Origin of the sequence: Candidatus Amarobacter glycogenicus (assembly GCF_016704105.1) — a bacterium.
In the GTDB taxonomy this organism is placed as follows: domain Bacteria; phylum Chloroflexota; class Dehalococcoidia; order Tepidiformales; family Tepidiformaceae; genus Amarobacter; species Amarobacter glycogenicus.
In genome coordinates this window covers 609,360-631,356 of sequence record NZ_JADJAT010000001.1, presented here as the reverse complement: position 1 = coordinate 631,356, position 21,997 = coordinate 609,360, and the positions used below count along the sequence as shown (strand labels likewise).

The window sequence follows — 21,997 nt, the reverse complement described above, 5'->3', positions numbered from 1 at the left end:
CGATCCTACCGCGGGGCCCGAGCCAGCCTACGAGGCGCGCGGGTGGGCTTTGTCGTACTCCCTGCGCTTCTGGTCGCCGGTGAGGTGTGTGTAGATCTGGGTGGTCGAGATGCTCGCGTGGCCAAGGGCGTCCTGTACATTGCGAAGTGGCATGCCACCTGAGAGCATGTGGGTCGCATAGGTGTGCCGGAGCGTGTGGGGCGTAATCGCCTTGTCGAGCTTCGCTTCTTTCGCGTAGTTCTTCAGGATCAGCCAGAAGCCCTGGCGGGTCAGGCGTTCACCGCGGCGGTTCACGAAGAGCGCCGTCTCCCGCCGGTTGCGGACCAGGCGAGGCCGCACGTGGAAGATGTACTGGCGCAACTCATCGACCGGGCGCTGATGGAGCGGGAGGACGCGTTCACGTTCGCCCTTTCCGACGCAGCGAACGGTGACGGGGTCGCTCTCGAGTGCGATGTCCGCGACGTCGAGGGAGACCAGTTCGGTGACGCGAAGGCCCGTGGCATAGAGCAGTTCGAGCATCGCCTTGTCGCGTCGCGATTCGGGGGTATTCCGCCGTGAGGGCTGTTCGAGAAGTTCATCGACTTCCTGCACAGAGAGAGCCCGGGGGAGGGTCTTCCCAACCTGGGGGGACTTCAGTTGCTCCGTCGGATCACCGTCGACCATGCCTTCTGCGGCAAGGAAGCCGTAGAACGACTTCACCGCCGCAACCTTGCGGGCGACGGTCGCGTCTTTGTAGTGGGCGCCGTTTCGCAGATGCTCGACGTACCCAACGATGAGTTCGTGCTTGATTGCCTCGATCGCGCGCCCCGGCGCCTGCTCCGCGACGAATCCCAGGAACTGGGACAAGTCGTTTCGGTAGGCTGCGATGGTGTTGTTAGAGGCGTTCTTCTCGACCGCGAGAAAATTCAAAAACTGACCTGTGCGCTCGTCCATAACGTCGCTTTAACCTCGATACGTAACGGTCGTGGGTTCTAGGGGCGGGCGCCATGATAGGCGGCGCTTTCGGCGCGTGTCCACGGAATTCTGGGGATTCTTTGTGAAGATCCAGTGCGCGAAACCCGGCTGCAACAATATGACAGTGGAGCATTCACAGCAGCGGCACGGTGCCCGATTGAAGGTGTCATAACGAGAGTTTACGCCCTACGCAGTTCCCTTGCCAGTCCGGTCTCGCCGCGCCCTCAGCGGCGAACGTGCGTCAAAGAAGAGGCCTGCGACGAGGCCCAGCGAGCAGACGAGGAGTCCCGCCAGCGCTGCATCAAGGTCGATGCCGCTCGCAAGGATGAACACGGAAAGGATGCCGCCGACCGGGAGGAGTGGCAGCTTGCCTGCCGCCCACGGCGTGCGAAACGGCCGCGAAGTCGCGGGTTGGCGGAAGCGCAGGACGATCACGGCGCCGTTCACCGCGAAGAAGACCAGGTAGACCGAGAAGTCGGTCACCTGGGCGAGTAGTCCCAACTCCCCCACCACCACCATCCCAGCGGCTACCGCGGACACCACTACTAGGCTTCGCAATGGGACGCGCGTTGCCCGCGAGACGCCGCCGAGCCAGCGCGGAAACGCCCCCTGGTTGGCCATGCCGTACGTCATCCGGGAAGCCGCCGTCAGCGCAAGGAGCGTGGTATTGGTCGTCGAGACGAGTGCCGCGACCGCGATGATGTCTCCGCTCCGCTCTCCGGCAGCGGTTGCGACCACCGCGGCGAGCGGCCGCTCGGAGTTCGCCAGGGCGTCGGCGCCAATCGTGCTCACGGCGGCGACCGCCGTGAAGACGTAGAGGACAGTCGAAATCCCCAGGGCAACGAGGAGCGCCCTCGGAACCGTCCGCACCGGGTCCGGGGTCTCTTCGCTCAGGGTAATCACCTCGTCGAAGCCGATGAACGCGAAGAAAACCAGTGCCGCACCACCGATTACGCCGCCCGCGCTGCCGGATACCGTCAGCGAGTGGTCGCCGAGGGACGGCAGTCCGAGAGCGATGACGGCGAGGAGTCCCGCCACCTGGATGGTGCTGAGAACGAGGATGAGCAGCCCCGCCTGGCGGATACCGGTCGCGCTGAGCACCAGGAGCCCTGCCAGCAGTAGCAGAGCGCCGGGCTTCAGACCGATGTCCACGAACTCGCGCGCGTACTGTGCGAATCCCAGCGACACGGTCGCCGCCGCGGCGATCAGGCCCGCGATCATCACCCAGCCGACCAGGAAAGCCACCCACTCGGGAAACGCGCGCCGCGAGTAGTCATACTCCGATGCAACGGACGGGAACGCCGCCGAGAGTTCGGCGTAACTCAGTCCGGTGAGCACGCACAATGCCGCAGCCAGCAGGAACGAAGCCCAGACGAGGCTGCCCGCTTCGGCCGTGGCCTCGCCGATGAGGACGTAAATGCCGGCCCCAATGATGATACCGACACCGCCGGCCGTGACCTGGAGGGGGCTGAGCGACGGCGAGAGAGCCGGTGTCTTGTCTGGCATCGCTGCACAGTCTGGGGCATGGGAACGAAGGCGGTCATCACAGGCGGTTTCTCCCGAGTTGCCTACCGAGTGGTAAACTCGAAGGGATCCAGGAGCCGGAGTTCGCCACATGGTGTCGTTCGCACTTACCGATGAGGAACGCCTCGTCCAACAAACAGCCCACGACTTCGCCAAACGAGAGATCCGGCCCGTGGCCGCCTATTACGACGAACGCGAAGAAGTGCCCTACGACATCATCAAGAAGGCTGCGGTCGTCGGCTTCGGAATCTCCCGCGAAGGTTCGCTCCTCGACGGTGGAGGTTCCTCGCTGGTCCCCGTCATCCTCGCGGAGGAGCTCTCCTGGGGTTGCGCGGGGATTGCCCTGGCCATCAACAGTTCGGGCCTTGCCGGGGCAGCCATCATGGCGACCGGCAGCCCCGAGCAGCGGGAAAAGTGGATGGCCGCCATCGCCTCCGACGCCAATGAGGTCCATCTCGGCGCGATGTGCCTGACGGAGCCCGATGCTGGCTCCGACGTTGCCAACATCCAGACCACTGCCAGGCGCGACGGCGACGACTACATCCTCAACGGCGAGAAACAGTTCATTACCAACGGCAACATCGCTGATGTCCACGTGGTTTTCGCGACCGAAGACCGCTCGAAGGGCTGGGGCGGCATCGGCGCGTACGTGATCCCTCGCGGCACCCCTGGCCTCGAAGAAGGCACCACCTGGAAGAAGATGGGCATTCGCGCCAGCCATACGGCGAACGTCGTACTCAATGAGTGCCGGATCCCCGCGGAGAACAAGCTCGGCGCAGCCCCGAAGGGCGGCGGCTCTGCCGGGCCGGGGGCACTGGGAGCCTTGATGACCCTGGAGCGCACGCGGCCGGTTGTCGGAGCATACGCCCTTGGTATCGGCCGGGCGGCATACGAATACGCGCTGGACTATGCCAGGGACCGGGTCCAGTTCGGCAAGTCGATTATGAAGAACCAGGGCATCAGCTTCATGCTCGCCGACATGGCGATGGCGGTTGATTCGGCGCGCCTGATGGTCTGGCGGGCGGCCTGGATGGCCGGCGCCAATGCCCCTTACCTCCAGGCCGAAGGCTCGATGGCCAAGGCGTTCGCCAGCGATATGGCAATGAAAGTCACTGTTGACGCCGTCCAGGTTCTCGGCGGGCAGGGCTTCATGCGGGACCACCCCGTCGAAAAGTGGGTCCGGGACGCCAAGATTTTCCAGATCTTCGAGGGCACCAACCAGATCCAGCGGATGGTCATCGGCCGCGCGATCGAGGCGCTCCCGAAAAAGAACTAGGGCGAACCGTCCCCTCGCGGTCTCGTCAGCGGCACCCGGATGCTGTTCTTCGAGTTGCTCGCCGCCATGCAGACCGTCTCGAAGGCCCTAGCGTTCCTGTTCTAGTTGATGGCTTCGAGTTTGGCTTTGAGCGCGGCCAGGAATTCCCCCGCTTCGAGGCCGTCCAGGGCGCGGTGGTCAAAGCTCAGGCACACATTGACCATCGATCGGATGGCGATGGCATCGCCATCGATCACCACCGGACGCTTCACCACCCGTTCCATCGTGACGATGGCCACCTGCGGCACGTTCACGATCGGCTTGGAGGCGACGGATCCGAATGAGCCGGTGTTGTTTACCGTGAACGTCCCCAGCTCGACGTCCTCGACCCGAAGCTTTCTCGCGTGGGCGCGTTGAACAAGATCTGCGATGCGATGGGCAAGTCCAGCCACGCTCAGTTCCGCGGCGTTTTTGAGGACAGGCGTGACGAGGCCGTGTTCAGTCGCTACCGCGATGGCGATGTTCAGCGCCCGGTATCGCCGCAGTTCGTTTCCCTCCCAGCGCGAGTTCAGCATAGGGAACGCTCCCAGCGCCTCACAGACCGCGGCGGCGAAGTAGGGAAGCAACGTCAGGTCGACCCCCTCCTGCCGCACGAACTCCTCCTTTTCCCGGTTCCGCCTCGCGACGAGGCCGGATACATCGCATTCGACCATCGTCCATGCCTGCGGCGCCTCCACGTTCGACCGTGTCAGGTGCTCCGCTATGGTCCGGCGCGTTGCTGACAGGGTCACCACTTCATACGGTGCGCCTGCCTGCGGTGGGGCTGCTGGCCGGGTCGCGGCCCCATACCGGTCCTTCGGGCCCGCGATGGCGGCTTCGACATCCTTACGCGTTATGCGCCCGCCGATGCCGCTCCCCGGGATGGTCGAGAGGTCGATGCCGTGCTCGCCTGCCAGCCGCATGACCGCGGGTGAGTAGTACCGCGAGCGGTCATCCGGGTTGGAGCGGACAGGGCGCTGCGAATCGCCGGGCTGTGGCCGCGGAGGGGGGCGCGTCCGGCGCCGTGGCGTGAATTGGAGCGGTGGCCGCGGGCGTCTCCTCCGGCGGAATGGCCATCGGTCCGCCGGACCAACTGCCGCTGCTGGCCGCGCCGACGGCGCCCGCCACGCCGCTGCCGCCCGCCGCGATGACTTCGCAGAGCGGAGTGCCGATGTCCACGGTTTCACCCTGCGGCACCAGGATGCGTCCCATCGTCCCTTCAAATTCGGAGGGTAGTTCGGCGGTGACTTTCTCGGTTTCTATCTCGCAAAGCGGTTCGTCCAGTTTCACCGGGTCGCCCGGCTGCTTAAACCACTGAATGACCGTCCCTTCGGTGACGCTCTCTCCGAGCTGCGGCATCTTCACGATCGTCATCGCTACGCCCTGCCCGAATTGAAACTCGAAGTCCAGGTTTCGAACGCCATTAGTAGGCCGCCAGCTCTCGCGCCGCTGACGCGATCTTGTCCCGGTTCGGCATGAAGAAATCCTCCATCGCATGGTGGAACGGGATGGGTGGGATATCAGGCCCGGCCACGCGCCGGATTGGTGCGTCCAGGTATTCGAAGGCGTGCTCGGCAATGATCGCGGCGATCTCGCCGCCAAGCCCGCCGGTCAGCGTGTCCTCATGCACGATGAGCACTTTCCCTGTCGCCCGAGCCGAATCGAGGATTGTCTCGCGGTCCAGCGGGTTCAGGGTCAGCAGGTCGACGACGGTGCATTCGGTGCCCTCATCCGAAAGCGTCTGCGCCGCCGCCAGCGATTCGTGCAGCATCAACCCGTAGGCGAAAATCGTGAGGTCTCCACCTTGCCTCGTCACCCGGGCCTTTCCGATCCGCGTCTCGGCGGGTGCGCCGTCCATCTCCTGGCGGAACAGCCGGTAGGTTCGCTTGTGTTCGAGGAACAGCACCGGGTTGGGATCGGCAATGGCGGCGTGCAAGAGGCTGCGGTAATCCGCCGGAAATGATGGAGCGACCACTTTGATGCCGGGCATGTGGGCGTAGTACGCCTCGATGCTCTGGGAATGATGTTGCCCGCCATGGACGCCGCCGCCCCACGCGGTCCGCACCACCATCGGCAGGTGGGCGTCACCAAGCGTCCGGTAGCTCCAGCGAGATGCCTCACTGCAGAGTTGGTCGAAGCCAGCGTGGATGAAGTCCGCGAACTGGATCTCCGCCACCGGCCGCAACCCGTAGTGTGCGGCCCCGATGCACACGCCGATGATCGACGACTCCGCCAGCGGCGAATCGATGATGCGTTCGCCGTACCGGGCGCGCAGGCCCTCGGTAGCCCGGAAGACTCCCCCGGCCTCCACGTCTTCACCGAGGATGAACACCCGGTCGTCAGCCGCCAGTGCTTCGTCGAGCGCGGTGCGGACGGCCTCGATGGCTGTCAGTGCCGTCACATCACAACTCCTTGTAGACGAAGCCGAGTGCGTCTTCCGGCGCCGGGTCGGGTTGCATCAGTGCCCACTGGGCCGCCTCCCGGATCTCCTCCTCGACTCGGGCTTCAATCTCGTCGAGGTCCCCGCGCGGGAAGATTCCGTCCGATTCGACGCGTTCCCTGAAGAGCTTGATCGGGTCCTTGAGAGACCACTCTTCGAGTTCGTTCTTCGTGCGGTAGCGGGAGTCGTCGTCGTCGCTCGAGTGCGGCCACAGCCGGTAGCACTTCGCTTCGATCAGATGCGGGCCGCCTCCCTTCCGCGCCTCGTCCACCGCAGGCCGAACCGTCTGGTAGACCGCGATAGCGTCCATGCCGTCCACAACGGCGCCCTGCATGTTGTATGCCCGCTTCCGGTCCGCCACGTGTTCGACGGCCATCTCCTTCTCGTTTTTCTCGGTGATGGCATAGCCATTGTTCTGAACGAAAAAGATGACCGGCAGCCTGTGGATGGAGGCGAAGTTCAGGGCTTCATGGAAGTCTCCACGGCTCGTGCTGCCTTCCCCGCAGCAGGCCATGACGACGATCGGGTCTTTCCGCAGTTTCGCCGCCAGCCCGATCCCTGCCGCATGGAGGAACTGGGTTGTCACCACACTCGACTGGGTCACGACCTTCCGGGCAGTGTTCCCCCAGTGCGAGGGCATCTGGCGGCCGTGGCTGTTCGGGTCGTCACGTTTCGCCAACAGGTTCAACATCGCCTCGCGGGCGGTCATGCCGAAGACGAGGTTCATGCCGAGGTCGCGGTAGTAGGGCGCGAGGTAGTCGGTCCCTTTTCGGAGTGCCATCGCCGCCCCCACCTGGGCCGCTTCCTGGCCCGCGCCGGCGATCACAAACGGAGCGCGGCCCTGCCGGTTGAGCGCGAGCATGCGCTCGTTCAGCTTCCGCGCGAGGAGCATGTGGTAGTACATGTCCTCGAGTTGCTGTTCGCTCAGGAGGTACTCGTCGATGGTCTTTTGCGAGCGCGGAGGACGGGTTGCGCGAGTTGCTGCCATCGCCCTTCCTCACCGGGTGCCCCGCAAACGAAAACGGCAGAACGCGGAGCGACTCTGCCGTTCATGCTAGCACAGGCCGGGAGGGCGATTACGACTCGGTTCGGAGGCCTTCGTCACCGCAGCCCGGTTCAACCGCCGGGACTGAAGCCCTCGCCAGTGGGAGGTCGTTCGCGGTCGCTACGTCGGCCGCCGCGAAGCCGTCGAGCACCTGGGCAGAATCCTCGCGGGTTACCAGTTCGTCGCTTCCGCCCGGCCCGAAGGCCGCGGCGATGAGGACGACGATCACGGGCAGTGCCGCGAACGGGATGGGGAGAAGCAAAGCCCCAAGCATCTTCCGTTGCATCTCAGCAGGCCCCCCTGAAAAGGTTCCTGCACAGTGTACACGACCCGCGCCAACCTGCGCATGGTGCACATTTCGAACCGATGTTGCATGGGTCCCGGCGAACCATTGTCGCTGTGGCGATAAAATGCCCTTCGCAGCCGGAGGTTTCTACTGGTGGAACGTGCGCGCACTTTGGCCGTCATCGATGTCGGCTCGAACTCGGTCCGGCTCCTTGTCGCCCGTGCGCTTTCGTCATCCGCCTTCGAAGTCGTCGACGAAGAGCGGTTCGACGCCCGTATGGGCGAAGGCATGGATGCCGGTGTCCTCACCGAAGCGGCGATGGCGCGTGGGCTGCGGGCGCTCTCGGTCATGGCCCAGGTGGCCCGTTCCCACCAGCCCGCGGCGATTACGGTCGTCGGCACCGAAGCCCTCCGCCGTGCGTCCAATGCGTCTGAATTCGTCGAGCGGGCACACGGACGCACCGGGCTCCAGGTCCGCATACTCACCGGCTACGAGGAGGCATACTGCGGCTTTCTTGGGGTCGTCAACAGCACTGTCCTCCGTGATGGGCACCTCCTGGACATCGGTGGTGGCTCCCTGGAACTCATGCGCGTGGCCGGGCGCGCTCTCGAGAGCGTCCACTCCGGCCCGTTCGGCGCCATCTATGCAAGAGAGCGTTACCTCCGCTCCGACCCGCCGACCGCGCGTGAGCTTCGCAGCCTGCGAAAGGCGATCCGCGCCGAATTCGCGGTCACCGCGCCTCATCCCCTGCTCTTCGGGACCGGTGGCGCAGTCCGCAACCTGGCTCGCCTCGTCCGGATCCAGCGCGCCTATCCGCTGCGCCGCATCCACGGACTTCAGATCACGCGCAGTGAGATGGCACGACTCGCGGGGCGGCTCGCTCGTGCCTCGCACGAAGAGCGCCGCCGGATCCCGGGCATCGGCACCAACCGCGCCGATATCCTGCACGCTTCCGCGGTAGTGATCGACGAAGTCATGGACATGGCGGGGGCGGAAACGCTCACCGTTGCCGGCCAGGGCCTTCGAGAGGGCCTGCTCTGGCAGATGATTCGCGACGACCCGGCTATCCTGCCCGATGTGCGCAGCGCTTCGGTGATGGGCCTTGCCCGCGCCAACGGCGTTGATGAACTCTCGGCCGAGCCCGTCGTCCTCGCCGCGGCGGCGCTCTTCGAGGCGACGCGCGACGTCCATCGCCTGGGCCAGCCCGAACTCGACCTCTTGCTGCACGCGGCGCGGATGGCCGGCATCGGCATGCACATCGACTACTACAACCGCGACCGCCACGCGGAATACCTGGTGCACAGCGGCGACCTCCACGGCTTCTCCCACCGGGAAGTCGTCATCCTCGCCAGCCTGGTCCGTTGGGCTGACTCCGGAACCCCGGACCTGGCCCCGTACAGGTCGATCACTCTCCCGGACGACGTTCGCACGGCGGCGGTCCTGGCGACGCTCCTCGGCCTCGCAAGGGCGGTCCGCCGCCGCGTGCCGTCACCAGTGCTCGACTTCCAGGCAAAGGTCACGAAGGGCACCCTGAGAATTCATCTGACGAGTCGGGGGGAACTGGATGCCGAACTCTACGAAATCGAACGGCAGCAACGGCGGATCGAAGCGGTCCTGAAGCTTTCGCTGGACGTCCGGCCGGCGCGTTAGGCTTTCGCGGCCAGTTTGCGGAGCGCTCCAGGCTGGATGAGCCACTCGAGCGTGCCATTTCCCGGTGCCGGTGGGCCGTAGGTCGAGACGAGTGCCGCTGCGCCCTTGCGGAAGACTGAGCTCATCAACGTCGCGTCGCCAGTCAGGAGCACGGAGAGGAGTTCACTCATCCACGGTTCGTGCCCCACGAGCGCGAGCGCGTCCAGGGACGTGGCTGCGCAGCTCGTGAGCACTTCGTGGTGGCTGCCGTTCCCGAGCGAGTCCCAGGTCTGGACCCGGACCTTGTAGAGGTCTTCGAGGATCTCCGCGGTCTGCCTGGCACGCAGCACCGGCGAAGTGGCGATGGCGTCGAGTGAGACCACCCCCTTCAGGCCGAGCGCTGCTTCTCGCATGCGCTTCCGTCCTTCCGGGGTGAGGGGCCGCACGCGGTCATCCACGTAGCCCGCCGTTCCGCGTTCGACGGCGATGGCGTGGCGGATGAGGCAGAGCTGCAACGGTCTATCCGGCTGCCGGCGGCGCGGGTTCGGCAGAAACGAGGTTCACAGCCACGATCTTCCATTGGCCCATCAGCTGTTTCCAGGTCGCCCCTAGCGTTGCCGTGCCGGCACTCGACCGGAAGGTGACGTGGAAGAGTTCGCCGCCATCTTCCTGGGGGCCGAAGTCCTTCAGGTCGTACCCCTCGATGTTGGGCATCTGCGCCGGCGAAAGCCCGCCCGCCTGTGCGCCCATCGCCATCACCTGCGCCAGAACTTCCGGCGTGATGTCGGCCATCAATTGGGACAGGTTGCCCGACATGATCGCCTGGGCATTGCGGTCGGCGGCCTCGCGCGCGGAGGTGGGCTGCGTCACTTGGCTTAGAGTTCCTTCACGTCAACGATCTGAAACTTGCCGCCGGTCTCGCTCCACTTGCTCCAAATCTTGCGGGTGCTCGCACCGATGTAGCTGATTTCGGCTTCGTTGTTGCCGAGTTCCTTCACTTCGAACGACGTCGCGGTGATCGGGTTGGCCGCCAATCCCATGATCTTGGCCATTGCCTCGGGTGCGAAGTCGCCCATCAGGCCGGCGACATTGCCGTTCACGACATCCTGGGCGTGGCGGTTGAGGGTGTCCTTCAGTTCTGCCATGTGCGTGGTCCGTCCCTTCGTGGTCGGTAGATTCGCGACGAAGGATAGCGGTGCGCGGTCGCGCCCCGCAATCATCCGGACTCCGGGCGCGCAACTTGGGCGGAACGGGTGCCAGCACGGGTTCCAGGCCGCGGGGGACTCCGGAAACGAGGCGAGCGCCGATCAGGCGGGCGGCGGCAGGAGGACCTCGTTCCAATTGTCCACTCGCCACTTCGCGACCGCGCCACTCGTGACGAAGGGGTCGCCTCTTGCGAACTCCTCAGCCGCCTGTCTCGTGTGGAAGACGCCATAGGCGAGGCCCGAAGGCCGGCCTTCGGCGTCCACGATGGGGCCCGACGCAACGATCTCGCCGCGCGCAGCGAATTCGTCGATGCGTGCGCGGTGGGCCGGGTAAGTGGCGCGAAGCAACTCCGGGCTGACATCGCCTGTCTCGTAGACCATGAGGTATTTCATCGGACGGTCCTGACTTGGGGGTCGTAGCCCCGTTACGGCGGGGCGGTAGCCAACCGCCCCGGGCAGAACTCGGTAATGCAGACGCTCAGAACTCGGTAATGGTGGGCGATACTGGATTCGAACCAGTGACCTCTGCGATGTCAACGCAGCGCTCTAACCATCTGAGCTAACCGCCCCAACGCGGAACGCTCAGGATAGCGCAGCCGCCGCGACTGTGCCAACGACGCGAACCATGGGACGTTGGACTTGCGGCAGATACGATACTCCTGTGCAGGATCAACCCAGGTCGCTCCATGAGGACTACCTCCGTGCGCTCCTCTTCGGCCTCCAGGATGGCATCGTTTCAACCACCGGCGTGGTCGTCGGTATTTCCACCGGGGTCAGCGACAAGGCGATCATCATCCTCGCCGCCCTGGTCGCAGTGAGTGTCGAAGCTTCGTCGATGGCGGCCGGGCAGTACACCTCGGAGAAGGCCGTCCACCAGATGGACCGGACGGGCAGGCACACCGACAGCCTCCTGCTCGGGTCGCTCATCATGTTCCTGGCGTATCTCGCCGGCGGTTCGTTCTCGATCGTCCCCACGGTGCTCATCGACCAGCCGCTTGCCCGCCTGGTGGCCGTCGCCTCGTCGTTTGTTGGGCTCTTCGCGATCGGTTATCTGAAGGGCGTACTCGTCGAAGGCAAACCGCTGCGCAGTGCCATCGAGTTATTCGTCATCGGCGGCCTGGCTACAGCGCTCGGTCTCGTCGTCGGCCGCGTCCTGAAGGTCTGACTGCCGGGCGAGCGGTGGCACATCCCTGGCGCCCTGTGCAATTCCCGAACTGCGTTCGGATGTGCGATAATCCACCGGACCACTTCAAGGAGAAGAAGAAGACTATGGCACTTGATGGCAACTGGAACCTGACGATGAACTCGCCGATGGGCGCCCGCCCCGTCACGGCGAATTTCAAGACCGATGGTGGCACGATCTCGGGTGAGTTCACCGGCCCGCAGGGTAACGCTCCTGTGTCCGGCACGGCCGATGGCAACAACGTTGCCTTCTCGGCGACCATCGCCGGCCCGATGGGCCAGATGGAACTCAAGTTCAGCGGCGCCGTTGATGGCGATACCGTTTCTGGCAACGTCCAGTTCGGCGCCTTCGGCAGCGGCACCTTCTCGGGCGCCAAGGCCTAAAGGCCGTTCCGTCCGGGCGAATTGTCCCAGCAGAGGCACGGAGGTTTCCTCCGTGCCTCCTTTGTTTTCAGGCTGCCCCTCGCCTCGCCGTCCGCGCGCTACGGCTCGCTACCACGCGCCCCCGCCACTTCGGGATTCGAGCACTCGCCGGGCGGTGCGCTGGACCTCGATCCCGGGTATCTCCATCTCGTGTGAGTCGTGGCGGAACCCGCATTTGAACTGGCCCCAGAGATACTTCGGATAGAAGCGCCAGCCCAGTTCCCGGACCTGGCCGATGTGCACCGCCTCATGTGCGAGCAGCGCTAGCCCACGGGCCGTTTCTGGGCGGTAGCGTCCCGCCCGCATGAAGACGAACGGCGAGAATGTGACCGCGCTCATGCCGAGAAGGACGGGCGCCCATCGCCATGGGATCCCCGTCAGAAGGCGCATTCGCCGCAAGTCTTCTTCGGGCACGAAGTCGCGCAGGGTGGTCACCGTTGCCTCGGAGAGCCGCATGTCGGCGAAGGTAGCAGGTTTCTCACTCCCCTGTGCCGTTCGTGATTCAGCGGACCCGATAGATGGCGTCGTTGCCGCTCCGGAACACCTCTTCGAGCCCTGGCATCTGCGCGAACTTCGCGATCCCCACGTCGCTGCCGTGGAACCGCTCCTCGGCGCCGACAACGACATACCGCACGTTGTACTTCTCGAGGTAGCTCATCGCATACGCCTGGTCGGGGACACGGTAGAACTGCTCCGTCTCGAAGCGCCGCTTCTGGATTTGCTCCGAGTAGTCAGTGCGCTGCTGCACCTGGTGCCAGTCCCACCCGATGACCGCCGGGAGCCCCGTGTACTCGGAGATCCGGCCCGTCCATCGATAAAGCGGTCCGACCGCCTCCACGATCACCGGTGAACCCTCGACGTTGTTCCGCAACCATTCGATGAGCGGCCGGTCCTCCTCGAGGACGATCGGCGTATCCGCCGCCGGATTGTTGTCGACCGATTCGACAAAGACCGCGCCCGGCAGGAACGCAAAGCCGTCGAGTGTGGGGCCGGTCTCGCGGAAGCGCGCATCCTGGCGCGCGGCGGTCCCGGAGATGAGGAAGAGGCTCGCGCCGAGCCAGAGGGCGCCGAGGATCGTAGCCGTGCCGAGCCCGGCGACTGCGCGGCCCGGTTTCGGCCGCAACCGCCATCCGCGTGCGTCCCACAGGGCAGCGCCGGTGTACCAGGCAGCGTAGCCGCTGGCGAGCGCGAAGAGTTGCCATGCCTGCATGCCGAACTTGAAGACAGTGTTCATCCGCTCGATATCGCCCTTCAGGGTGACGAGGTCCACTCCCACGGCGACGCCGAAACCCAGCGCGAACATGGCGGTCGCCAACGTCCTCGGCAAGTCGGGCACAGGGCGTCTCAACTCGATCCAGAGCAGGTTGAAGAGGAAGAGTTCGAAAACCGCCCCGAGGGCGATGGTCGTTAGTCCGAAGGGCCATGTCGCTGCTATCACTCCACTGAGGAAAATCGCAAGCGACCCGACCTCGAGCCAGCCGTTTACGGTAGCGAGGAACGGATTGCTCCCGTGGTTGAACTCTCGTGCTTCGAGTTCCTCCCGGTAGCGGACCGCCAGGAACGTGAGGGCGAACGCGATGTACACCCCGAAGTGGACGAAGAACTGGTGTGCCTTCGTCGTAGCCACCGCTCGCCGCACCCCGGGATCGAACGTCTCGAAGTGCGAGGTGTACGGCGAGAAAGCCACGGAGGCGACGACCCCGGCGATGGCCAGGTGGGCCACCCCGTTCCAGAAACGGTCCTGCCAGCGCCCCTCCGCGCGGAGAAGTTGCCCCAGCGGGATGCCGACGCCGGCGATGAGCACCGCCGTCGGGAAATCCCACGTATGGACTGTCCGGACGAGCCCGACGGCCAGTCCGAGGACCACGGCGAGCACCCATGTCTGAGCCCGAAGGCGGCCGCGGACGCTGGCGGCGTAGGCGACCACCAGCGCAACCACGGAGCCGAAGAATGGCAGCCCCATGAGATGCGGGTGCAGGTCCGCGAACAGCATCGACCAGTACGGGAACTCGGTGATGTCGATCGTCCCGAAGTGCACACGGGAGCTCCGCCACCAGTCGAACGGCCGGAGGGCCGTCCCGTCGATGAGCCACGCCCAGAGCCCTCCGAAGATGCCGACGGCTCCGCCGATAACCGGCACGCCTTCGCCGGCGCCCCATGTGTTCGCCGTCTGAAGCCGCTCTATCCACTGGTGCGCGCCATCCAGGTTGGCGATACCGATGAGGAGCACGGCCCCGGCGATGCCCGCCAGGATGGCCGGCCGCCGAGCGGCTGCCGGCGTGGCATCCCGCACCCGGGCGCTCATCCCCACCAGGGACTGGACGACCGTGAACGCGACAGTCGAGGCAAGCGCGGCGTAGGTCGGTACGCCGAGGTTGAAGGCCACCTCGGGGACGATCTTCAGCGCCCGGATCGGGACTGCGAGAAAGAACCACCCCATGTAGTAATAGTTCAGCGAGCCCCCGGCGAACCAGGGGTCGTACGGCGGCATGATCGTGGAACGGGTGACTGCCGTGAGGTAGGCGATCTCCATCGGCTTCTCGCCGCCCTGCGGATGGTGCCAGAGGTCCGGGTTGTAGGCCCTGATCAGCAGGAACGCGAAGAAGGCGACGACGAAGACGGCATCGGCTGCCAGCCAGGACCGCCAGTGAGCGCGCGCGTCTTCGCGCAGGGCAGCGAGTCGGAACACCCCGGTCGTCACCCCGAGCACGAGGACGCTTGCGAACACGGCCCAGACGAGGCTGCCTGAGAACTGGGCGGCACCCCAGGCGACCAGCATCCACGTCGGCAGCGCCACCGACGCGAGCCCGAGCAGTTTGCTGAGCCCGTAGCCGCGGGCCGGGAGCGCGCGGAAGAGCCAGGTGACCCATGGCACCGTCGCCACGGCCGCCACTTCCAGCCAGAGGAGCCACCAGAGCCAGGGCAACCCGCTGGCCCAGCCGTCCGCATCAAACACGTCTGTGAAGGTTCCACCGGCCTGCTGCGTCTCCGCCTCATCCGGCGTGAACTGCAGGCCGTTGGTCCTCCCTTGCCGCGGGAGGAGGTTGATGGCGCGTTCTGGGTGCGCCTCGCCAAGCAACGCCAGCGCTTCCTCTGCGTTGAAGTCCGCCGACTTCTTGTAGATCCGGACCTCCGGGTGGTCGTACACCGTGAACGACTCCTCGGAGCTGGAATCATCGACGGAGATGCCCAGGAACGTTGGGTGGACCTTGAACGTCGCGACCCGTTCGAAGCCGAGTTCCCCGGTCTCGAGCAGTTCGTAGTAGCGGTTCGTCGCCGGGTACTCCCGTTCCAACTTCTTTACAGAATCGCGCACGCGGTTCGAAGTAATGGCGACATAATCCGCGGCGACGAGTCCGCCGGCACTCCGGTTCGAGGCGTCGCCGAAGACGAGCTTCCGGACCTTCTCGGTTGAATCGGTGTCGTAAGGGAACGTCTCGACAATGGAGTAGGAGCGCTCTTCGCCCGGGATCGCGTATGGGATGGTGTCGTCCCAGATCTCACCCGTGATCTTGCTTCCCGGCGGGACGTTGTCGTAGATCCAACGGCTGGCAGCGATGCGGGGGTGCTCCTGGGAATAGACGGATTGGAAGGCCAGTGCCCACCAGCCGGTGGCGACGACGACTATGGCCACCGCAGCCGGGTACGCCCATCGGGTGGCGCGAGGCGGGAATGCTGGGAGCCTTACGTGCCCACCTGCAGCGTCCGGGTCGCTCATCGGCTGCCGGGATCTGCGCCAGAGCGCGGCCAGGCCCCATGCCGCCAGGACCGCCAGGATGGGGTACATCGGTTCGAAGTAGCGCATGAAAGCCACGAAGCGCGGCCCCTGGAAGACGAACACCGTCGCCGCCAGCGCCAGTGGGAGCGCGAGCGTGACTTCGCGCCTGCGAAAGAGCACGACGCCCGCCGCGGCCATCGAGACCCAGGCGGCGATACCAAAGGCCGGCCCCATACCCCACAGCACCATGTTCCTGAGTGGTGTCAGGAATGGAGTGGTGCCGGCGAATTGGACGAAAGGCGGGTAGTCTGCGTTGCCCTGCTGGAACTCGCGCTCGCGCTGGATGTCGTCCCACCAGCGCTGGTTGAAGGCCATGTCCCAGAAGTTCGGGCCCTGGAATGCGTAAGGCTGGGCAAGTCGAAAGACCACCAGCGCCACCGCCCCGGCCATGCACAGCATGGAAATGTCGTTCGCCCACTGCCAGACCGGCGCATTCTCCTTGCGTGGGGGGGATTCTCCCCCCCATCGCAGCCCGAGGCGCGGCAGGTCTCGTAGCGCGATGCGCAGGCCGATGGCGATCACCGGGGCGACCGCGAAAATGGCGCCGTTCACCTTGCAGGCCCAGGCCAGCCCCATCGCCAGGCCGATCCCCGTCGCGTATGCCCAGGCTGTGCGGTCACCTGCTCGGACCAATCGCGTGCTCAGGAGGAGCGTCAACGTCGCGAAGAACGTGAGGTACGGGTCCATCGTCCAGAAGTGGGCGAGCTGTGTAGGGAGCACTGCGAGCGCGTAGAGGAGGGCTGCGAGCAGGCCGACCCTCCGGTTGGATACCGTCGCCGCGAGAAGGAACACAAGCAGGACCGTCGCCGTATCGAAGCCGGCGGTGACACGGCGGCCCCAGGTGACCGTGCTGGCGTACGAGTTGCCTGGGCCTTCCGGATCGTCTCCAGCGATGGTCGCTACCGCCTTCACCAGGAAGAGAGGGAACGTCCCGTAGACATACGAGTTGGTCTGTCCGTCGTTGTAGGGGTTCAGCGGGCTGGTGGAGGTGTCGAAGTAGCCGCCCGCCGAATCGGGCCAGTCGAGCCGATCGGTGACGAGGGAGAGGAAGCGTTCGTCCGGGTGCATTTGCAGCGGGTCGTCCGCGCCTTCCGGCTGATCCCAGTCGAGACCGTGAAAGCGGAGCAGTCCACCGAGCAGGAGGATGGCGCCGAGGGCCAACGGCCACGACCGCGCCAGGGCAGGCCTTCCTCGCCTGTCGAGGAACGCCCGAACACGGTGCCGGGGCAAGAGTCCCCGCTCGAGCGGCGTTTCGGCCAAGCGCCCTCCCGTTCCGCCAATTGCCCCACAGGATACTGCCCCGCGCCGACCGGGGAACGGCGCCCCGAGAAAGCGGAAAGAAGCCGGACGCCCTTACGATGCACGCATGAGTACGGATCCGGTCTTTCATTGGGCGCGAATCGCCGCGCCTGGCAAGAACTTCGCGGCGTTGGGAAAGCTGATTGAAGAAACGACGCTTCCCGCGCTTGAACGCCAGGGCGGCCGGCGCTGGGCGCTTGCGAATGGGCTCTTTGGGCTCTGGAACCACGAGGTGATCCTCCTGACCACCTGGCCGGGCGGAGCGAAACCGGACGAGTACCTCTCGGGCGAACTGCCAGTAGGCGCCGCCGTCATGGAGTCCTACGAATTTGTGGCGACTGCCAGGCCCACGGACACGAGCCCGCTTTCGAAGCAAGGTGTTTACGTGCACCGCCTGTTCGGCGTCGATTCCGCGAACGTCGAGCGTTTCGTCGAGCTTTCCGAGGAGGCGTGGAGGACGTTCGAAACGGCAAGCGAGTATCAGTCGGAGCTGCAAGGGCTCTTCCGCCAGGTGGACCACCCCGAGACGGGCGGCCTGATGCTCCTCGTCACCTGGTACGACCGGCTGGAGTCCTGGGAGCGTTCGCGAACGCCTCCGCCGGAGGCCGCGGCGAACTTCCGCGAGCGCGCGCTGATCACGACGCGCTCGGTCGCCTACGCCACGCGGCTGTTGGGGACGAACCCCGCTGTACGGGGCATGGGCGCCGGGTAGCCCGCAACGCACAGGATTCGGTTGATTGGCGCCATTGACTTTCGCTGAAGTTCGGTTCAGGGTCTCCGCGCTGTGTACTGCGGTTCTTGCGGGAACGTAATCGGCGCCGGTTCAAAGTTCTGCGGCGCATGTGGCGCCCCCCGGCATCTGGAACAGGGGGCGCGCTCCGACCGTCACTGGCTGGTCCTTGGCGGCGCCGCCGGTTTGGCCCTGCTTGTCGCGGTCATCCTCGGCGGCCTGTTCCTCCTGCGGGGAGATGACGAAGCGGTTGACGCCGCGGTGGTGGCGGACATCCAGGGGATCCTTGATTCCCTGCCCGACCTCGAAGGCAAGACCGACATGGAACAGATGCGGTCGCTTCTCGGAGCTCCGGACGCCTTCACGATTTTTCGAGAGGAAGACGCCGACGGCATCGTTCGCCGGCGCGAGGACTGGTACTACTTCGAGTATTACTCGGTGTATTCGTTCCTCGATGGCGTGCTGGAAACGAATCTCCCTTTGGACGACCCTTCCGGCATCATGGTGCTTCCCCGGCACTGGGACCCCTCGGCGTTCGAACTTGATGCCACCTGGGAGTCGCTGGCGGCGACGCTGGGGGACCCGGCCGCCTTCGAGTCCTTCGAGTTCGAGGAAGAGTATGACTTGCCCGGCAGGTACTACGTCGGGAACCAGTTGATCCTGGTGTTCGATGAGGACGGCAAGCTCTACTACGTCGAAGCGGTGCCGCTCGAACCCGGCGCGGAAGAGGACTACACCTCGTGAACCGCCGTTGGCGCCTCGGTCTCGCCGCGATGGCGTTGAGTTTCGTCCTCGCGAGCGGTGCGGGAGTGGTGTACCGCGAAACGCAGGCGATCGGGTTTGCCGAAGCGCTGGTGGGGCGGCTTGTGGTCCAAACGATTGCGGCAAAGCGTGCTGAGCGTCACGACCGCCGAGACGTGAACGAGCGCCGCGACGAAGAGCTCGCCGCCGTCGACTTGCGGAAGAAGGCGGTCGACTACAGCGTGACGACGAAGCGAATGACAGCCGACGAAGCGGCGCGCCAGAAGGCGCAGCTGGACCTGCAAAAGATCGCGATCGAAGAGCGCGCGAAGGCCGAACGGCAAACTGTCTCGTTCCAAACCCGCCGGCGAATCGACGCGAACCTGCGGGCCACGTTCACCGATGCCGTGAAGGTCGCGACGGGCGCCGACCCGAAGGCGGTCGAGTTCCTGGCCGGGCTCATCCAGGGCAAGAAACCCCTCCAGGCCGCCGTCGATGCGGCCGTCGCCGGTCAGCCCCAGGATCCCCGGCAACCGTTCAAGGACCTCCAGAAACAGCTCAAAGAAGTGGACAAAGCCGCGCAGGCGCTTGGCGGAGCCAAGGGCATCGACATCCGTGCGCGGGTGAAGCAGGCGCTGGCGGAGACGACGGGAATCGCCGACGGCGAAGGGCCCCCGCCGAACGACAAGCTCCAGAAGCTGAAAGACCTCGACAAGGAGCTTTCCAAGGCACTTGGCCAGGCCAACGATATCCTGCGCGACCTCTTCCCCGGCAGCCCCGGGATCGACCGCTCGCGCTTTGTGGACAACCCGCGGTGGCGTGCCATCGACGCCGAGGTCCAACGGCTCGAAGGGCCGGTCGCTGGCCGGGAGGCGGTCTCGAGCATCTTCCGCCGGGCCCAGGAACACATCGCCGCGCTCTCCGAGGCGGAAGGCCTCGGGTTGGACCCGGATGAGATCGACCGGCTCGCCCGCGACGCTGCGAGCAAGTGGGCCGACCAGCGCAAGTCGGGCGATTCGACTGCCCGGGCCGACCAGGTGGACCTGGACGAACTGATCGCGGCCGCCGTGGCAGAAAGCGAAGGACTTCAGCCGGCCGACGCGGCGCCAGCGAGCGGGGATGTGGAGAAACCTGCCCCCGCCCCGGGCGGCGGCGGCATTCCGCCGATTGCACCGGTGGCCACGGCGGCGACGGTTCCAGACGCAGTTCCAACCGCTCCAAAGGTGGCGCCAGCTCTGCCCCCGACACCGAAGCCCACACCGATACCAACCACGCCGCCAACCGCGATCCCACCGGCTACGGTGGCGGCGACAGCCGTTCCCACGCCTGTCCCCACACCGCCGCCGTTCCTCATCGCCAACGTCGCCTACCCAGCATCCGTTACGTCCGGAGGTGCCAAGGGTTCGCTTGTGGTCACATGGTCGGGCCAACCGAAGTTCCCGGTGACGATGCACTACCAGGTCTCCAGCTGCCCCGCTGGCGCATCGTGCTCCAACCCCACGGCAACGTTTGCAACGGCGTCGAATCCCCTGGTCTTCGCGAATGCGATCTGGTGTTTCGGCGTGACTCAGACGCTCTTCTTCGGGTACAACGTCGTGCTCATCGACGCGAACGGTAAGTCCACTAATGCCTTCCCGGCTCCGTTCACATGTGTGCCACAGTAGCAGCGACATGCCGGGTGCCGCTACCTGTCATTCCAGCGATCGTCCGGCCACTCCCGCTTCCCGAAGGGAGGCCACCGCTTTTCCGCTGAACCCCAGCATCGCAAGCACCTCGTCCGTGTGCTGGTCCAACTGAGGCGGCGGCGCGGTGATCCGCGTCGGTGTGGCGTCCATCTTCAGTGCAGGCCCGAACGTCTTGTAGGGTCCAAACAGCGGGTGCTCGACCTCGACGATGTACTCGTTCTCTATCAGTTGCGGGTCGTTGAAGACGTCGGGTGGGAAATTGAGCGGTCCGCAAGGCACCTTTCCCGCGCGAAGGGTCTCGAGCCACTCTCCGGTCGTACGGCTGGCGAAGAGCGCTTCGACCTCCCGGACAAGTTCGCCGAGTTGGTCCATCGATTGCGGCGTCCCAAGCTCGAAACCCGGCTCCTGGCGCGGGTCGTTAACACCCGTCGCTGCCCGGAAGCGCGCGTTGAGCTGCGGGCTCAGGCAGCCGACCGAGATAAACCCGTCGGCTGTCCGGTAGTGCCGGAAGTAGATATTCGCGAACCCGCCTCGTGTGTAGTGGCGCTCCCAGATGCTTCGCTGCGTCTCGAAGTCGGCTCCACTGGCACGTGCCTCTGCGATGGCAGTCCGGTAGCTCGCCTCCACCGGCGGATCGGTCACGCCGAACCAGCTCAGGAGCTGGTTCCCTAGCGCCATCGCTGTGCCGAGCAGCGACGTCTCCACGCGCTGGCCTTCGCCGGTCAGGTCGCGGTGGCGCAATGCGGCGACGATACCGAGGGCCGAAAATGCCCCGGTGCCCATATCGTTGAACGCCGGGCGGATGTTGATCGGTACGCCGTCGCGTTCCCGTGCGGTGAGCACGCTGGTGCCCGAAATGCCCTGCACCACCACGTCATAGCCCGGCTCGCCGCCGAGGGGGCCCTTCTTCCCGAGGGGGACGTGCTCGAGGAAGACCAGTCCCGGGTTCATCTCGCGGAAGTCCTCGTATGTGAGCCCGTAGCGGGGCAGATCTGCGGGCTTCATCGAGACCATGACCACGTCCGCCCACTTGGCCAGGCGTTCCAGTACCGGCCGGGCGTCGGCCCGGGTGATGTCGAGGCAGATAGACCGCTTCCCGCGGTTGATGAGAGTGAACCCCTTGCTCTCGCCCGGGAGGATCGGCTCCATCGTGTGGCGGATGCCATCACCCGCCGGGGGTTCGACCTTGATGACGTCGGCGCCCATGTCGGCGAGCAGGATGCCGGCGAACGGGACTGCGAGCGCCTGGGCGATCTCGACGATTTTGACGCCGGCCAGGGCGCCCGGGGGGAAAGGGGTGGTCATTGGAGGGGGAGTCTACGGGGCGAGGGCGCTGGCGCAAAAGAGCACCTTCGGCGTGGGCCGGACTGCCTATGTCGGAGCGTCACCCTCAGTCACCAGGTCCGCGTACTCCGGATGCCGGGACACGTACCCGGCCACGAAGCTGCACTCCGCCACCACCCGCAGCCCGCGCGCCCTGGCGTCATCAAGCGCGTGTTTCGCGAGTTGGCCCGCGATCCCGCGTCCTTCGAGGGCCTTCGGGACGCGAGTTGTGTGGTAGACGGCGCGCTGACCGTCGCGGACATACTCGAGGACCGCCACCTCACCTTCGACACGGACTTCGAAGCGGGATGCGGCCGCGTTGTCGACGATGGCAGGGCCGGGAGCGGGATCTGGCAAGCGACACCCTCGATGGCGATGGATGGAGGGTACCAAGTTCAGTTCGCGGGCACCCGTCCGGCCGAGCCGGATTTCGCGGCCAACTGGCCGGACTTCGGTGCG

22 protein-coding genes and 1 tRNA gene are annotated in these 21,997 nt (G+C 65.6%); 7 read left to right on the top strand and 16 right to left on the bottom strand.

The annotated features are described in order from the left end of the window. Positions 1-27: 27 nt before the first annotated feature. Together xerA and IPG14_RS03250 are read right to left on the bottom strand one after the other, a co-directional pair. Positions 28-933 (bottom strand): site-specific tyrosine recombinase/integron integrase, encoded by a 906-nt coding sequence (gene xerA, locus IPG14_RS03255; RefSeq protein ID WP_343385077.1) that lies wholly within the window; start codon positions 931-933, stop codon positions 28-30. 207 nt (positions 934-1,140) lie between these two features. Then, positions 1,141-2,460, bottom strand: a complete 1,320-nt coding sequence (locus IPG14_RS03250) for an APC family permease (RefSeq protein WP_343390873.1) — start codon at positions 2,458-2,460, stop codon at positions 1,141-1,143. 109 nt (positions 2,461-2,569) lie between these two features. Between IPG14_RS03250 and IPG14_RS03245 the strand changes: the two genes are divergently transcribed. Further along, the gene (locus tag IPG14_RS03245) at positions 2,570-3,754 is read left to right on the top strand and encodes an acyl-CoA dehydrogenase family protein (RefSeq protein ID WP_343385075.1); all 1,185 of its coding nucleotides are present in this window, start codon (positions 2,570-2,572) and stop codon (positions 3,752-3,754) included. 101 nt (positions 3,755-3,855) lie between these two features. On the opposite strand, the gene IPG14_RS03240 is transcribed toward IPG14_RS03245, so the two are convergent. The 5 genes from IPG14_RS03240 to IPG14_RS03220 all read right to left on the bottom strand — a co-directional run bounded on the left by IPG14_RS03240 (position 3,856) and on the right by IPG14_RS03220 (position 7,543). Continuing rightward, the gene (locus tag IPG14_RS03240) at positions 3,856-4,695 is read right to left on the bottom strand and encodes a dihydrolipoamide acetyltransferase family protein (RefSeq protein ID WP_343390872.1); all 840 of its coding nucleotides are present in this window, start codon (positions 4,693-4,695) and stop codon (positions 3,856-3,858) included. 28 nt (positions 4,696-4,723) lie between these two features. Continuing rightward, positions 4,724-5,146, bottom strand: a complete 423-nt coding sequence (locus IPG14_RS03235; protein WP_343390871.1) for a biotin/lipoyl-containing protein — start codon at positions 5,144-5,146, stop codon at positions 4,724-4,726. 49 nt (positions 5,147-5,195) lie between these two features. Further along, positions 5,196-6,173 carry an alpha-ketoacid dehydrogenase subunit beta gene (locus IPG14_RS03230; RefSeq protein WP_343390870.1) on the bottom strand — a complete coding sequence of 326 codons (978 nt, stop codon included), beginning with the start codon at positions 6,171-6,173 and terminating at the stop codon, positions 5,196-5,198. Position 6,174: 1 nt separating this feature from the next. Beyond that, positions 6,175-7,200, bottom strand: a complete 1,026-nt coding sequence (locus tag IPG14_RS03225) for a thiamine pyrophosphate-dependent dehydrogenase E1 component subunit alpha (protein WP_343385072.1) — start codon at positions 7,198-7,200, stop codon at positions 6,175-6,177. Positions 7,201-7,288: 88 nt separating this feature from the next. After that, positions 7,289-7,543 carry a hypothetical protein gene (locus IPG14_RS03220; RefSeq protein WP_343390869.1) on the bottom strand — a complete coding sequence of 85 codons (255 nt, stop codon included), beginning with the start codon at positions 7,541-7,543 and terminating at the stop codon, positions 7,289-7,291. Positions 7,544-7,696: 153 nt separating this feature from the next. Here IPG14_RS03220 and IPG14_RS03215 point away from each other — a divergent pair, with 153 nt between their 5' ends. Then, a complete protein-coding gene (locus IPG14_RS03215; RefSeq protein WP_343390868.1) occupies positions 7,697-9,193 on the top strand; it encodes a Ppx/GppA phosphatase family protein in 1,497 nt (498 codons plus the stop codon). Here IPG14_RS03215 and IPG14_RS03210 read toward each other — a convergent pair. From IPG14_RS03210 to IPG14_RS03190, 5 genes are all read right to left on the bottom strand, one after another. Continuing rightward, positions 9,190-9,687: a histidine phosphatase family protein gene (locus tag IPG14_RS03210; RefSeq protein WP_343390867.1), complete on the bottom strand. Its 498-nt coding sequence runs from the start codon at positions 9,685-9,687 to the stop codon at positions 9,190-9,192. The two genes, IPG14_RS03215 and IPG14_RS03210, sit on opposite strands and share 4 nt — an antisense overlap. Before the next feature lie 4 nt (positions 9,688-9,691). Then, positions 9,692-10,042: a hypothetical protein gene (locus tag IPG14_RS03205; protein ID WP_343390866.1), complete on the bottom strand. Its 351-nt coding sequence runs from the start codon at positions 10,040-10,042 to the stop codon at positions 9,692-9,694. Between the two features lie 5 nt (positions 10,043-10,047). Further along, a complete protein-coding gene (locus IPG14_RS03200) occupies positions 10,048-10,317 on the bottom strand; it encodes a hypothetical protein (protein WP_343390865.1) in 270 nt (89 codons plus the stop codon). A 162-nt stretch (positions 10,318-10,479) separates the two neighbouring features. Beyond that, a complete protein-coding gene (locus IPG14_RS03195; RefSeq protein WP_343390864.1) occupies positions 10,480-10,770 on the bottom strand; it encodes a YciI family protein in 291 nt (96 codons plus the stop codon). A gap of 99 nt (positions 10,771-10,869) precedes the next feature. Continuing rightward, positions 10,870-10,946, bottom strand: a tRNA-Val gene (locus IPG14_RS03190). Positions 10,947-11,038: 92 nt separating this feature from the next. On the opposite strand from IPG14_RS03190, the gene IPG14_RS03185 reads away from it, so the two are divergent. Continuing rightward, positions 11,039-11,542, top strand: a complete 504-nt coding sequence (locus tag IPG14_RS03185) for a VIT1/CCC1 transporter family protein (protein ID WP_343385065.1) — start codon at positions 11,039-11,041, stop codon at positions 11,540-11,542. 104 nt (positions 11,543-11,646) lie between these two features. After that, positions 11,647-11,943: a hypothetical protein gene (locus IPG14_RS03180; RefSeq protein ID WP_343385064.1), complete on the top strand. Its 297-nt coding sequence runs from the start codon at positions 11,647-11,649 to the stop codon at positions 11,941-11,943. A gap of 108 nt (positions 11,944-12,051) precedes the next feature. Here the strand turns inward: IPG14_RS03180 and IPG14_RS03175 are convergent, their stop codons facing one another. Continuing rightward, positions 12,052-12,438: a DUF4157 domain-containing protein gene (locus tag IPG14_RS03175; protein ID WP_343390863.1), complete on the bottom strand. Its 387-nt coding sequence runs from the start codon at positions 12,436-12,438 to the stop codon at positions 12,052-12,054. A gap of 46 nt (positions 12,439-12,484) precedes the next feature. Beyond that, complete coding sequence (locus IPG14_RS03170; protein WP_343390862.1) at positions 12,485-17,020, bottom strand: DUF2298 domain-containing protein; 4,536 nt, start codon at positions 17,018-17,020, stop codon at positions 12,485-12,487. 106 nt (positions 17,021-17,126) lie between these two features. Between IPG14_RS03170 and IPG14_RS03165 the strand changes: the two genes are divergently transcribed. From IPG14_RS03165 to IPG14_RS03155, 3 genes are all read left to right on the top strand, one after another. Further along, positions 17,127-17,771 carry a hypothetical protein gene (locus IPG14_RS03165; RefSeq protein WP_343390861.1) on the top strand — a complete coding sequence of 215 codons (645 nt, stop codon included), beginning with the start codon at positions 17,127-17,129 and terminating at the stop codon, positions 17,769-17,771. Positions 17,772-17,975: 204 nt separating this feature from the next. Then, the gene (locus IPG14_RS03160; RefSeq protein ID WP_343390860.1) at positions 17,976-18,533 is read left to right on the top strand and encodes a hypothetical protein; all 558 of its coding nucleotides are present in this window, start codon (positions 17,976-17,978) and stop codon (positions 18,531-18,533) included. Beyond that, positions 18,530-20,194 (top strand): hypothetical protein, encoded by a 1,665-nt coding sequence (locus tag IPG14_RS03155; RefSeq protein WP_343390859.1) that lies wholly within the window; start codon positions 18,530-18,532, stop codon positions 20,192-20,194. Before IPG14_RS03160 ends, IPG14_RS03155 begins: the two co-directional genes overlap by 4 nt. A gap of 27 nt (positions 20,195-20,221) precedes the next feature. Here IPG14_RS03155 and IPG14_RS03150 read toward each other — a convergent pair whose 3' ends face one another. After that, a complete protein-coding gene (locus IPG14_RS03150) occupies positions 20,222-21,520 on the bottom strand; it encodes a CoA transferase (protein ID WP_343390858.1) in 1,299 nt (432 codons plus the stop codon). Between the two features lie 66 nt (positions 21,521-21,586). After that, on the bottom strand, positions 21,587-21,895 hold the full coding sequence (locus tag IPG14_RS03145; RefSeq protein ID WP_343390857.1) for a GNAT family N-acetyltransferase: 309 nt from the start codon (positions 21,893-21,895) through the stop codon (positions 21,587-21,589). Positions 21,896-21,997: the final 102 nt, after the last annotated feature.